General features: G+C 68.3%; 11 protein-coding genes and 1 pseudogene. 4 read left to right on the forward strand and 8 right to left on the reverse strand.

What is annotated here, in order from left to right:
• Positions 1 to 546: 546 nt before the first annotated feature.
• The 5 genes from AB0L34_RS29585 to AB0L34_RS29605 all read right to left on the reverse strand — a co-directional run bounded on the left by AB0L34_RS29585 (position 547) and on the right by AB0L34_RS29605 (position 4,190).
• Positions 547 to 1,074 carry a hypothetical protein gene (locus tag AB0L34_RS29585; protein ID WP_363708432.1) on the reverse strand — a complete coding sequence of 176 codons (528 nt, stop codon included), beginning with the start codon at positions 1,072 to 1,074 and terminating at the stop codon, positions 547 to 549.
• A gap of 595 nt (positions 1,075 to 1,669) precedes the next feature.
• The gene (locus AB0L34_RS29590) at positions 1,670 to 2,122 is read right to left on the reverse strand and encodes a SitI3 family protein (RefSeq protein WP_363708434.1); all 453 of its coding nucleotides are present in this window, start codon (positions 2,120 to 2,122) and stop codon (positions 1,670 to 1,672) included.
• A 13-nt stretch (positions 2,123 to 2,135) separates the two neighbouring features.
• Positions 2,136 to 2,546 (reverse strand): hypothetical protein, encoded by a 411-nt coding sequence (locus AB0L34_RS29595; RefSeq protein WP_363708436.1) that lies wholly within the window; start codon positions 2,544 to 2,546, stop codon positions 2,136 to 2,138.
• Positions 2,547 to 2,722: 176 nt separating this feature from the next.
• A complete protein-coding gene (locus AB0L34_RS29600) occupies positions 2,723 to 3,250 on the reverse strand; it encodes a DUF6244 family protein (protein ID WP_363708438.1) in 528 nt (175 codons plus the stop codon).
• Between the two features lie 163 nt (positions 3,251 to 3,413).
• Positions 3,414 to 4,190, reverse strand: coding sequence for a hypothetical protein (locus tag AB0L34_RS29605; protein ID WP_363708440.1), 777 nt, complete (start codon positions 4,188 to 4,190; stop codon positions 3,414 to 3,416).
• A gap of 281 nt (positions 4,191 to 4,471) precedes the next feature.
• Here AB0L34_RS29605 and AB0L34_RS29610 point away from each other — a divergent pair, with 281 nt between their 5' ends.
• Positions 4,472 to 5,047 (forward strand): hypothetical protein, encoded by a 576-nt coding sequence (locus tag AB0L34_RS29610; RefSeq protein WP_363708442.1) that lies wholly within the window; start codon positions 4,472 to 4,474, stop codon positions 5,045 to 5,047.
• Positions 5,040 to 5,882 carry a DNA methyltransferase gene (locus AB0L34_RS29615; protein ID WP_363708444.1) on the forward strand — a complete coding sequence of 281 codons (843 nt, stop codon included), beginning with the start codon at positions 5,040 to 5,042 and terminating at the stop codon, positions 5,880 to 5,882. The genes AB0L34_RS29610 and AB0L34_RS29615 overlap by 8 nt, the downstream gene beginning before the upstream one ends.
• An 86-nt stretch (positions 5,883 to 5,968) precedes the next feature.
• On the opposite strand, the gene AB0L34_RS29620 is transcribed toward AB0L34_RS29615, so the two are convergent.
• Positions 5,969 to 7,009: a hypothetical protein gene (locus tag AB0L34_RS29620; protein ID WP_363708446.1), complete on the reverse strand. Its 1,041-nt coding sequence runs from the start codon at positions 7,007 to 7,009 to the stop codon at positions 5,969 to 5,971.
• 400 nt (positions 7,010 to 7,409) lie between these two features.
• Between AB0L34_RS29620 and AB0L34_RS29625 the strand changes: the two genes are divergently transcribed.
• A complete protein-coding gene (locus tag AB0L34_RS29625) occupies positions 7,410 to 9,587 on the forward strand; it encodes a fibronectin type III domain-containing protein (RefSeq protein WP_363708448.1) in 2,178 nt (725 codons plus the stop codon).
• 195 nt (positions 9,588 to 9,782) lie between these two features.
• Here AB0L34_RS29625 and AB0L34_RS29630 read toward each other — a convergent pair whose 3' ends face one another.
• Complete coding sequence (locus AB0L34_RS29630) at positions 9,783 to 10,619, reverse strand: IS5 family transposase (protein WP_363708450.1); 837 nt, start codon at positions 10,617 to 10,619, stop codon at positions 9,783 to 9,785.
• A gap of 260 nt (positions 10,620 to 10,879) precedes the next feature.
• A pseudogene (locus AB0L34_RS29635) lies at positions 10,880 to 11,711 on the reverse strand (IS5 family transposase).
• 147 nt (positions 11,712 to 11,858) lie between these two features.
• Here AB0L34_RS29635 and AB0L34_RS29640 point away from each other — a divergent pair.
• Complete coding sequence (locus AB0L34_RS29640) at positions 11,859 to 12,497, forward strand: hypothetical protein (protein ID WP_363708452.1); 639 nt, start codon at positions 11,859 to 11,861, stop codon at positions 12,495 to 12,497.
• Positions 12,498 to 12,539: the final 42 nt, after the last annotated feature.

Raw genomic sequence — 12,539 nt, forward strand, 5'->3', positions numbered from 1 at the left:
ACGATCCACGGCGGCTGCTCACCCCTCCTCACGTTCAGACAGAACGATCCTCACGTCCAACCGGATACGCCCAACATCATTTAGTTAGGAGTTGTTAAGCGAACCCGGGCACGACGGTGGGCACGAGGAGGAGAAGCGCGTGCTCGACGGCGTGTACCAGCGGCCGGCCATGCTGATGGGACGCAAGAGCGTGAGGGCTGAGGCGGGACGATCGCAGTCGGGGTTGCTTCCCGTCGAGGTCGGGGCGATCGACTGCCGCGCAGCGGAGCTGCTTGCCCCCGGACTCTCGTGGGCATCGCCCGTGGTTTGATGACGACGAGGACCAGGGCGTGACCCATCCCCCGGGTGCCGATCCTCTACGCCACCCGGCCCGCGTCAAGGGCGCTGCGCGTCGGCACGCCGATGGCCTACGGCCACCCTTGACCCGACCGGGCGACGCAGTCATTGGCACCATCCGGGGGATGGGGGCAGACTGGCGGCCACCATTTCACCGGGAAGCGGATGGCCTACAAGCGCAGGCGATGCCGACCGGCTCAGGTGCGCCTTTTAGTCGTTGCACACCGTGTTGGCGTAGCGGGCGAAGTCCTCGGGCGTGCGGAACGTGGCGACGTAGCCGCCGTGCTCCCCGCCCTCCCACCGCTTGGTGAGGATCACGGCCGAGCCGGTCCGGCCGCGCAGCTCGCTGATCCGGAACGGGAAGCCCTCCACTGCGCCGTCGTTCTTGTTCCACGCGCCCAGGTCGTAAATCTGGCCGTCGTCTAACGTGGGCGGTGCCAGCTTCGTCTGCCAGCCGGCCGCCGGGTCGAGCAGCACGACTTCCTCTGCGCTGCGGGCGCTGCGGCCGGCATCCCGCTCGAGCTGGATTACCTTGTCGGTGACCCCGCCGTCGTCATTGCCGAGGTAGAGGGTGATCCCGTCGGTCCCGGCCTTGCCCCGGCACCAGTCGAATACCCCGACCAGCCGGCCGTCGGCGTCCAGCCGTACCCCGACCGCGCCCTCGGTGGCCGCGCTGCAGCCGGTCAACCCGGCCAGCACCAATGCGCAGATCAGTCCCAGCATCCCCGTCCGTCGCATCCCTTCAGCGTGAGAATCGACGGTCACTAGGTGATCACGACGAGAGAACGGCTTGACGGCATCGAGGATCGGCTTACTGATCCAGTGCAGTCATTTGGGTCGGATGTCGCGGCCGACCTGGTCCGGCGTCGATGGGGCGGCCGAGTCCAGGATGGTGGCGCGTTTGCGGCGGCGGCGCGAGCCTGACGGGCCCTCGTGCGCGACCGCTTCGACGGCGGCGCCGACGCGGGCGCCAGCGCCATGCGTTTCCGAGCAAGCGTCGGCGATTCCGAGCCATACAGCCGTCGCCCTACGGGCAGCGTCAACCTGAACACGCGATGTGACGAGATCGCGAAGAGGGCCGGCCGGACACCGGACCTTCCGGCGCAATCTGCCCGCCAGCTTCCACCGAGCCGATCGAAGGCTGGCTGGTCTTTACCTGCCCCAGCCCAGCCGGCCGCTACACAGCCGCGGCAGCCACCGGAAACAGGCGCCTCGTAGTCGCCCAGCACACACCTCGGTGCCGCGCTTCTGTCGGGCCGGCTGCTGCCTCCCGCACCTTCCGGTCTTGGTCGACCCCACCGCATGCGGCCAGCGATGGGATCGAGACGCGAGCTCAGCCGGTGACGAGGTGTTCCAGGTGGTAGTGGTTCCACCAGCTTGTGCGGTGTGTGCGGGTGACGCCGTTGGTGCGGGTCAGGAGGAGATGGTGGCCATCCTGGATGAGGGCAGCGTCCTCGTCCCGGCCGGCCAGCACCCTGGCTACCGCCATCGCCATGTTGGGGATGCCCTTGTCCACCAGGTCGTCGGCACGCATCGAGAAGGTGATGTTGACGTACGTCTCGGGTTCCCATTCCCAGCGGGAGTCGTCGTCTGTTTCGGCCTCGTAGTAGCCGTGCGTGCCGGAGCGGACGGTGATGGCGTAGCCGCGTTGGTCGTACAGGCGGGCGGTGAACAGGCGCCGATCCGACGCCGGCTGCGGCATCTCGCGCGGGTCCGCGGCGGTCAGGGCGGCGATCTCGTCGACGGGAGGATCGCCGGCCAGGATCAGACGGAACTCGACGGTCATTGTCTGCCCCTTGTCAGTCTCGCCGGATGATCTGTTGGATCGTACCGTCGGGTCTGACCGCGACCAGTTCCTTGAGCCCGTCGATGGGCCAGTCGTCGAACTGGCGCCGCAGAGCCGTCATGTCACCTTTCCAGTCTTGCAGGTTCACCACCACGCGTTGGGTCTGATCGTCATCGACCTTTTCGCGGACCTGGCTCCAGACATTGCGCACCGACGTGCGAGCCGCCGGCGAGTAGCAGTCGAAGACATGACCTTCGACGAGGTAGTCCGGATCTTTGTCCGGGTTACCGCTGTCGCCGGTGCGGACGCGGGCGTCACTGGCTTCCTGCGGGGTCGGATTTTGGTGTATCTGGTAGCCCTTGGCGGCCACGGTGTCGGCGCACTCGTTCTCCAACTCCAGCGCTCGTCGGGTGCTGGCGTCCACCCTGGGGCCGATCCTGGTACGCGGTCCGGTCGGTGTGCCGTTCCTGACCCCCGTGGGTTGCCTGCTCCACGGCGGGAACACGTCGTGGTGGTCCTGCTCCTGAACAGGTGCGACGCGCAACGAGTCGTTGCTGAGGGGCGGCGAAGGGCTGGCCGGTAGGGGACCGCCAGCCCCGGTCAGTTTCCCGACAATCCCACCTGCCGAGCCTGGTTGGTTGCCGCTTCGACAGCTTGCTGGGCGGTGCCGGTGCGTTGCACGAGGAGCACCAACACCTGCTTGATGCCGTCGAGGGACTGCAGAAGCGGGCCGGGTTGCCCGCCGTGCAGAGCCGCGCTGACGAGGTGCCGGGCGTTGTCGACGTGCGCGATTGTCGCGGTGGTGGTCTCGCGGGCGCTGGCGAGGCCCTGTTGGACCGGTGCCAGTGCGGCGATGGTCTCCTGCGGGGTCGCCTGCTGTGGCACACTCGCGGCGGTTTTGGTTGCTTCCCCGACCGCAGTCGCAAGACTGCCCAACTCGCCCTGGATGGTGGAGACGGCGGCGCGTACCCGGGCGATTCCGGCAGCGACCGCAGTGAACCCGGCGCCGGCAGCGCGCACAGCGACCTCCTGGGCCTGACCGTCGACGGCAGCCGCGAGGCGATGAGCCCGCTCCACACCCGCTGCCAAGGCGCGTAGCTCACCAGTGATCTTCTCGATGCTCGCCACGTACCACCCCGACCGAGAACGGACTCCGGAGCATGCAACCTACCCGGCTGCATCGGTCCCCGGATACCCCAAACCGAGCGGCCGCAGCTGGGCTTGCGGCCGCTCAACCCATATCTCGGCCGTACATACCTCTGTACTCCGGCCCGTACGCAGGGCGGTGTTGTCAGGCAGCCATGGCGGCCTCACGGACACCGGACGAGCGGACCGCGCCGGACAGGTCGCCTCGTGAGACGGCAGCTGCCACGATGCGTTCCGCTCTCCTTCTGCGCATCCGCAGGACCGACGCGGTCACGCCCTTCTCGGCGGCCAGGTGCTCGATCAACGCGTCGCCGAAGCGCGTAGCGCTGATCAGCTCGGCGGCTTCGGCGGTGATCATGCCGGCGGCGGCGGCCCGACCAAGTAATAGGTCCGGGTGCCCGTAGGGCATCCTCGGCGACCGCGACCCGGTCGACAGGTCCAACGGCAGTTCGTCGCCGTCGTCGGCCTTGACGACCGTGGCGCCGGCGCGCCAGGCCGCCCAGCACAGCCGCAGCCACAGTCGGGGCGGGGCGAGGTCCGCCGTGCGCAGTGCCTGAAGGAACCCGGCCAGGACTTCGGAGTCCACGTCGTCGGCATGCCGGACGTAGCCGCGGCTGATTTTCGCCGCGAGGTGCGTCAGCGCGGGCAGAGCTACTCCGATCGCGCCGACCACCCAGGCCGGTCCCCATTCGCGGGCGTGGTGGGCGAGCTGCCGCCACAGCTCGTCGGTGGTGTCGCTGTCGTAGCGCTCGTACATCAGCAGCTTGCGCAGCTCGTTCAGCGGCACCGTCGTGTCCGGCAGGCCCGGCACCGGGCGCGCGTCGAACACCAGCGGTGCGGGTTCGCAGGTCAGTAGCTCGAATGCCTTCTCGGCGGTGGTCAGCGCCGTGTTGGCCGTCCTCGTGCGGGTGGTCGTTGCCATGGTGATGTCCCCTTCGGAAGGGAGTGCTCCGCCGGTGTGCGGAGGCCCGTGATCTCGATTGGGACAGCACGGCCTGACACCAGAGGCTGTTGCCAGACTGAGACAGGCCGTGTCCGGTTCTGTCAGGTTCGCCGCCGTCAGGACGGCCAGCGGGCCGCCGGTCGGGCTGTCAAGCGGTCAGCGGGACGGGTTCTGTCAGGTCGGGGGCGGGTTCGATCGGCCTGTCAGCGGCGCACTGGGGATCGTCAGTACGCCCTGCCGGTCCGGGGGCCACCGTGCCCATGACCGATAGAAACCCGCGCCGTGCGCCGATCCCCGTGGGGGACGTGGTGCCCGGCGACCCGCCCGTGCCGATCACCGTCTGGCCGGTCCCCGCCCCGCAGGAGGGCGAGACCATGTCCAACGCGATGGGCGTGCGGCTGGTCTACAACCTCACCCACCCGTCCGATCTGGTCATCGATCTGGCCGTGGGGCCGCAGCTGGCCTGCGCGGTCATCGCCGCGCACCGCCGCAGCCACCTGCATGCGCCCCGACAGGTCGGCTGGGGCCGGGAGCCGGCGACGCTGATCGTCACCGGCTGGCCGGTCGACGACACCACCCCGCCGGTCGAGTTCTTTGTCCGTTGCCACGCCAGCCTCGCGCTGGGCGGCTGCGTGGCGGTGCTGCTGCCGCACGGCGACGTCACCCTGCCGGTCGACGTCATCATCGCCGCGAAGCGGGCCGGGCTGGCGTACCTGCAGCACATCGTGGCGGCCGACCGGCCGCCTCGGCGTGGCCAGCGGACGCAGCTGGACATCCACACCGACGTGCTGATCCTGACCCGCAGCGCGTCGGAGACCGGGGGCACCGATGGCTGAGTCCCTGCCGGTCACCTCGGTGTGGCTGACCTGCCAGCAGCCCGCCCGGGACCAGCGGCGAGGCCGCTACGTCCCGGGAACCTCCAGCCATCCCGGGAAGATGCTGCCCCACCTGGCCGCGCACGCGATCAGCTCGTACACGGCGCCCGGCGATCTGGTGTTCGACCCGATGTGCGGGTCGGGCACCACCCTGGTCGAGGCCATGCACCTTGGTCGGCAGGGGATCGGGATCGACATCGAGCCCCGGTTTACTGACCTTGCTGCCGCCAACGTCGCCCTCGCGGCGTCGCAGGGCGCCGCCGGCGTGGCGCAGGTGCTCACCGGCGATGCGAGGGGTCTGCTCGATCTGGTGCCCGCGTCCGCGGTCGGTCGAGTGAGCCTCGTGCTCACCTCACCGCCGTACGGACGCTGGACTCACGGCCTCGTGCTCACGACGAGTACCGGGGTACGCAAACGGGACCACCACTACGGCAGCCGGGAAAGCGGCAACCTCGCCTACGCGGGATGGTCCCGCCTGCTCGACGGGTTCGCCGCGATCCTGGCCGCCAGCTACCAACTGCTGCGTCCCGGCGGGACCGTGGTGATCACCTGCCGGCCAGTACGCCGCCAGCGCGACGACCTGATCGACCTGCCCGGCGAGCTCCTCGCTGTCGCGCAGTCGGTCGGGCTGGTCCCGGTACAGCGGTGCGCGGCGATGCTCGCCGCCGTTCGTGACGGGCAGATCGTGCACCGGGCCAACATGTTCGGGCTCCTGGCCGTCCGCCGCGCCAGGGACCAAGGCATCCCCGTGCACCTGGTGGCGCACGAGGATGTGCTGGTCCTGCGGCGCTGCTGAAAGTCCGCGAGTTCGGCTGAACCCAAGTGTTCGCACGGCGAATCCGGGTGTCCTGAGGGGACATCATGCCATGCGGACACCGGGGTTCAGGGCAACTCGGGGAGGCGGTCCGCGTGAGGGCCGCCGATGAGTTCTCGGGCGTTGGTCGCCCAGCGGATGGCGGTGCCTTCGCTGAACCCGAAGACGGCGGCCAGGTGCAGCGGGTCGGCGCCGGTGGTGACGGCTTCCTCGAGCTGTCGGTCGATGCGCAGTCGTTCGAGGGTGCCGGGCAGGCTGCGCAGGTTCAGGATCCAGGTGGCGCTGACCGGTGCGAGGCCCATGGCGCTGGCGGTGCTGACGAGCAGGTGCGGGTTGGCGGTGTTGGGCCAGCGCTCGCGCCGGTAGGTCAGCCAGTCGAGCAGCGCTTGGGCGGTGAGGTTGTCCAGTGGACGGGGGTTGCCGGCGATGGTGATCCGGCGGCCGGCGAGGTCGAGGTCATCGAGGTGCAGAGCGTGGATCTGTCCTGGTCTGGCGGCGTGGACGGCGGCCAGCACGACGCAGAGCCGCGCCTGCGGGGTCGATGCGGCGTTGACGCTCGCGCTGATGTCGTCCGGTGCCAGCAGCGGCCAGATCGGGTCCGGCACGTTCGGGCCTCGCAGGCCGCGGGTGGGGTTGCGGAAGACCAACTTGTTCGTCTTGGCCCATCGGAACAGGCTGCGCAGGGCAGTCGTCGCTGTTTCTCGGCGTCGGGCGTGCAGCGTGGCGAGGTAGGTCTGGACGTCCTCGCGGGTGACTTCGCGCAGGTGGTCGCGCTGCGGCCAGCTGGCGGCAGCGTCGATCGCGGCAGCGGCGTAGGCACGGACCGTGCTGTAGTTGCGGGGTCGGCTTCGCGGGCTGCCGTCGCGCAGCGTGCGCGCCCAGTTGCTCAGGTCTCGACGCCACAGGCCGGGCAGCCGGGCGAGTCTGGTGGCCATCCAGCTCTCCAGGCCGGGAGGCCGGTCGTCGTTGACGATGTCCATGGCCGTGAGGATCTCGATGACGCAGTCGAGGTTGATGTATTGCCGGGCGGCGACGTCCGCGAAGTCGCTGACGCGGATGCGGTCGGGTTCGCGGTGGCCGGCGAGCAGCATGACCAGGACCCGCTGCATGTTCGGGTTGTAGCCGCAGGTCAGGCCACGTATCAGCTGTAACGGCATCAGGTGCATGTGCTGGCGGTGGTCAGCCGGGCCAGCGGGCTGATGGGTGCCGGTCGTCGCAGTGGCGGCTCGCGTCCACCCGTGGATTGAGTCCTCGCCGCAGATCTCCACCCGGCGATCACCCCATGGGCGGAGGATCGTACGGGTCCTGTCTCATAGCTTCGTTGCTGCCGTCGCCGGTGGCCTGTGCCGGCATCAGTCCCGGGGCCCGCCATGCACCGGGGGGACGGAAGTCCCCGGCTGTCTCGGGACGTATTCCCTTGATCCCGGGATATCGGAATGTGGATCGTCACCGGCACCGATGGGAAATATCAGAGAGGTCTCGACGAGTATGCGAGAGAAGAATCGCCTCGTGCGGCGAAGGATCCGGGGCGCGCTGCTGGCGGCCCTGATGGCGGTGGCAGGCGCGCTGACGGTGGTGACGCCCGCTAACGCGGAACCGCTGTGTGACGTTCCCGATCCGCCATCCATCTGCAACGAGGTCGACGACCCGCCGGCCACCGCGAACCCGGACGGCGCTCTGACCAGCGCGAAGCGCGTGCCCGGCGGCGTTTACGTGACGGGTTGGGCGACCGATCCGGACGGCGGCTCGGTTCGGGTCAGTGTCCGGGTCGGGACGACCTACGTCGGTACGGTCTACGCAAGCTCGAGCACCGGACAGTTCGCCGGCACCGTGCCGGCGGTGGCCGGCAGCCAGGTCTGCGCCACCGCGAACAACGTCGGCGGTGGGCTGTCCAAGGCGATCGGGTGCGTCAACCTCACCGTCAACGTGAACCCCGTCGGGGCCATCGTGCCGCCGTCGGGCATGGGTGGCTACAGCATCAGCCTGCGCGGCTGGGCCCTCGACCCGGACACGACCGACCCGATCGACGTGCAGTTCTACTCCAACGGCGTGCACGTGGCGACAGTGACCGCCAACCAGTACTACTCCTTCCTCACGACGACGTACTCCGCGTGGGGTAGCTACCACGGCTACTCCGTGAACATTCCGCACCGGTCGGGAGACGGCGAGCAGACCATCTGCGCGTACGGTGTCAACGTCGGCGCCGGAACGAACACCCAGCTCGCCTGCCAGACCTTCACCATCAGGCACGCCCCGGAGGGCGCGGTCGACGAGGTCACCCGCACCGGCAGCACCGTCCGGGTACGCGGCTGGGCGGCCGACCCCGACGCGCCGACCACCCCCACGCGCGTCGTCATCCGCGTCGACGGCGTCTGGACCCGCGAGGTGCTCGCCGACCTGGACCGGCCCGACGTGGCCACCACGTACCCGAAGTACGGGAACGCCCACGGCTTCGATCTGACCCTGCCGGTGAACACGACCGCGGGCACGCACCGGGTCTGCGCCACCGCCATCAACCTGTCGTACGGCACGACGCACACCGAGGTCGGTTGCAAGACCTACGTCACGCCGGGAGCGGTGGCGGCGCCGACGGTCGAGCCGATCACGTCGGCGGACGACATCACCGACACCTCGCTCAGGCTGCATTGGACGAACAACACGTCGAACGCGACCGGCCTGCGCGTCGAACGGTCGGACGCCGGGGGCGCCTGGCACGAGGTGACCCCGTTGCACCCGAGCCACACCTCGTACCGCAACACCGGCCTCAACCCGAACACCCGCTACTGCTACCGGGTCGTCGCCTTCAACGACCTCTATTCCACGACCTCCAACGAGGTCTGTGCCAACACCATGCTGGCCAGACTGCCGAAGGCCGGCGACCTCACCGTGGTGGGTCGCACGGACACCACCCTGACCGTGCGGTGGACCGACAACGCCGAGGGCGAGGACAAGTACTGGGTCGCTTACCTGCCCGTGGGCCAGACGGGGCTGGCGACCCGGATCGACGTGCCGGCCCATCCGGGCACCGGCGGAATGACCCACACCATCACCGGGCTGTCATCCAACGTCGAGTACCGGCTCATGGTGGTGCCGGTCAAGGCCGGACACTACCTCTCCGACTACGACGAGATCACCGCCTGGACCAGCGGGCCGCCGACGATCGCCTCGTTCACCTCCTCCGCTTCGCAGGTGGCCGCGTGCAGCACCACCGCCGTCACGCTGACGTGGAAGGCGAACGGGGCGACCCGGATCCAGGTCAAGCGGGGCAGCACGGTGATCGCCGACCGGACGCAGGCCGCCCAGGCCGAGTGGACCGGCACCGTCGACGGCGGCAGCCACGACGGCAACGTCACCTACACCATCACGGCGTTCTCCCCTGACGGACGCACCGCCACGAAGAGCACGACCGTGGCACGGACCAGCGCCTACCCCCTGGTGCGCGACATCGTCTACACCAACACCGGCTACTACCAGCTGGAGGCATGGTTCTACGACCTGTACGACAACAAGCTGCAGAAGGTGGGCACCGTCGCCCCGGGCGGCCGGATCACCATCACCCCCGGGCACTGCCTGTACCGGCGGATCAAGGTGATCGACCCGAACACCGGCAGGATCGCCTTCCAGACCAGCCCGCAGATCGTCCTCGGACACAACGAGGGCAGCGTTAGCCAGGTCGCGGCCGGCTGATCGTCGCCGGTGGGGTCGGGGTCGCGCGTCGCGCGGCCCCGACCCGCTTTCTCTGTGAGCGTCTGCTGCATACCTGGCGCAGTGGCGCCATCACACCGGCGGCGATGACGACCTGGACACCGAAACCGCGGCACGTCACCGGGTGGACGCTCTAAGAGGGCGTCTGATTCACGTATTTTGCGAGTGATGCCGCCTTCAGATGTCTCGCCAGGTTGGGGTGGTTTCGTGGGTGACGCGTTTGGTGAGGTTGTCGATCATCGCGATGCGGATCATGCTGGCGGAGTTGTGCGGTAGGGCTTCGTAGTTGCGGGCCAGGCGCCGGTGCAGCATGATCCAGCCGAGGCTGCGTTCGACGACCCATCGCCGCTTGACCACCGAGAATCCCCTGACTTGCGGGTCTTTGGTGACGACCTCGACGTCGATGCCGAGGGTGGCGCCGTGCTCGATGACCTTGTTCTTGAAGCCCGCGTCGACCCAGGTCTTGGCCAGGGTCGGATAGGTGGCTTTGGCTTGGTCGAGCAGGTTGATGCCCACGGTGTTGTCGCTGGCGCTGGCGGCGGTGACGACGACGGCGAGGAGCAGGCCGAGGGTGTCGGTGACGATGCCGCGTTTGCGTCCGACGATCTTCTTGCCGGCGTCGATGCCCTGCGTGGGTAGGGGTGCGTTGGTGGAGGTCTTCACGCTTTGGGTGTCGATGACGCAGGCCGACGGCTGTGTGGCGCGTCCGGCCTTGGTGCGGGCCAGGCCAGTGAGCTGGTAGTTGAGCTGGGTGAAGATGTCGTCGTTGGTCCATGCGGTGAAGTAGCCGTAGACGGTCTGCCAGGGCGGGAAGTCGTGGGGCAGGTAGCGCCAGGCGATGCCGGTGCGGTTGACGTAGAGGATCGCGTTGAAGATCTCGCGCAGGTCGTGGCTGGCGGCGCGTCCGCCGACACCGGCGTCGGTGCGTGCCTGACGCCAGGCGGTCAACCGTGGTGCGATCAGCGCCCAGCGGGCGTCGGACAGGTCGGAGGGGTAGGCAGGTCGCTCGGCCATGCCGCAGGTCTACTGTGGACGACGCGTGGTGGATCGCACAGGTAGTCCGACCATCCCGGCGCTTTCTGAACCAGACAGGTTTCTCGGAACGAAGCTGACATATCGATGCGGCATCAGTCGGGACAAATGGTGGCGGTAGCCGCAACGAGGCCACTCTGCTGAGCTGGCATTCGATTGACCTAATCCAGCCAAGCGTGAACAGGCAGGATCAAAACGCCCAGTAAGAGGGCATCTGATCTCGCTTGGTGAGGTTGGTCCGATTAGGTGTTTTCGTTTCGCCAGGTTGGGGTGGATTCTCCGGTGAGATAGCGGCTCATTGTGTTAGCCATCGCCCAATGGATCATCGCCCGGGTGCGCTGAGGGAGGGTCTCGTAGTCACGGACGAGTCGTCTGTGCTGCATCAGCCAGCCGAAGGTCCGTTCCACGACCCACCGGCGGGGCTGGACGTGGAAGCCCTTCCGAGCAGGGCGGGGCACCACCTCGACGTCGATGCCGAGCCGGGCGCCGTGCGCCCGTACGGCGGTGTTGTAGCCACCGTCGACCCACGCCTTGACCACGGTCGGATGGTCCGCGGACACACTGGTGAGCAGGTGCCGGCCGGCGGTGGAGTCCTGCACCGACGCGGCGGTGACGATCACGGCGAGGAGCAGTCCGAGGGTGTCGGTGGCGATGTGCCGCTTGCGTCCCTTGATCTTCTTCGCCGCGTCGACGCCCTTGGCTGTCCTCGCCGACGTTGCTTGAGGTCTTCACGCTTTGCGAGTCCAGGACCACCGCCGACGGGCTCTCGTGGCGGCCGCGAGCGACCCGGACCCGCTCCCGCAGCAGATCGTGGATCCGCTGTGTCGTCCCGTCCGCTTCCCACTTGGCGTAGTAGTCGTAGACCGTCTTCGCTGGCGGGAAGTCGTGCGGCAGGTACTCCCACGCGATCCCCGTCCTGGCCACGTACAGGATCGCGTTGACGATCTCCCGCAGGTCGTGCACCGGCCGGCTGATCCCCAAACCCACCCGCGCCGCCCGCCACGCGGTCAGGACCGGCTCGATCAACGCCCACCGCTCATCCGACAAGTCCGACCGATACCCACGCCGCTGCACGCCCACGCGGCGATCAACGAACCAGCCCCATCCCCGCAACGGCCGAACGTGAATCAGCCACTACGCGGATCAGATGCCCTCTAAGAAGGTGTTGGCGACGATGGGCACGAGATTGTAATGCGTGACTGCCGTGGAACAATCGGCTGCGTGACCGAAGAAGCGTGGCGACCCCTGGGCGTTGACACAGAGGAACAGATCGCCGAATACGACGCCCTCCATGATGGTGTCCCGAATTGGATGAGTTCGTCCTTCTGGGCGTGGGTGCGAGACGCCCTGACCGTGATTCGCCGCTACTCCGACGGCAGTGGGCGTGTGCCGATGCTGGACACGGACTTGGCGGAACGCATGGGTCAGACCCTTAAGATCCCTTTGCCCAACCTCCGCGCGGAGGAGACCAACCATGCATCCGGTGCGTGGCAGCTCAAGACCGCAATCACTGCGCTGCGCAACCATGCCGCGCCTCTTCAGATCGCGGACTACCTCCTTGCCCATGGCGGTCACGCGGGCGAGGAAGACCTTGACGCTCTGCTAGAGCGCAGCAAATCCGCCTACGAGGTAGGCATCCGAGCCGGCCGGCCGGGCCTGACGCGCCGCATCCCCAAGGGCGTGCAGGTTGCCGCCGATTCTGTGATGGCGAGAGCGGGGCGAGCTGGAATCCGGCTAGCTAAGGCGTGGGAGGAGCTATACGGCCTCACCCCTAACGCTAGCGAGGCGTATCGACTAGCGATCTTGGGGTCGCGTCCACGCGAGTGGTGTAAGAGACGGCCATCGCGGGATCCGGTTTGATGTTATGCGGCGATCGGGGCGGGGTCGGGCTGGTCGGTGTCG

The sequence above is a fragment of the Micromonospora sp. NPDC052213 genome (assembly GCF_040679695.1).
Lineage (GTDB): Bacteria > Actinomycetota > Actinomycetes > Mycobacteriales > Micromonosporaceae > Micromonospora.

Coding starts and splice junctions, on each gene's coding strand:
- AB0L34_RS29585 (WP_363708432.1), bottom strand. CDS start 1,074: ATGCGACGGACGGGGATGCTGGGACTGATCTGCGCATTGGTGCTGGCC.
- AB0L34_RS29630 (WP_363708450.1), bottom strand. CDS start 10,619: ATGGCCGAGCGACCTGCCTACCCCTCCGACCTGTCCGACGCCCGCTGG.
- AB0L34_RS29590 (WP_363708434.1), bottom strand. CDS start 2,122: ATGACCGTCGAGTTCCGTCTGATCCTGGCCGGCGATCCTCCCGTCGAC.
- AB0L34_RS29615 (WP_363708444.1), top strand. CDS start 5,040: ATGGCTGAGTCCCTGCCGGTCACCTCGGTGTGGCTGACCTGCCAGCAG.
- AB0L34_RS29605 (WP_363708440.1), bottom strand. CDS start 4,190: ATGGCAACGACCACCCGCACGAGGACGGCCAACACGGCGCTGACCACC.
- AB0L34_RS29610 (WP_363708442.1), top strand. CDS start 4,472: ATGACCGATAGAAACCCGCGCCGTGCGCCGATCCCCGTGGGGGACGTG.
- AB0L34_RS29620 (WP_363708446.1), bottom strand. CDS start 7,009: ATGCAGCGGGTCCTGGTCATGCTGCTCGCCGGCCACCGCGAACCCGAC.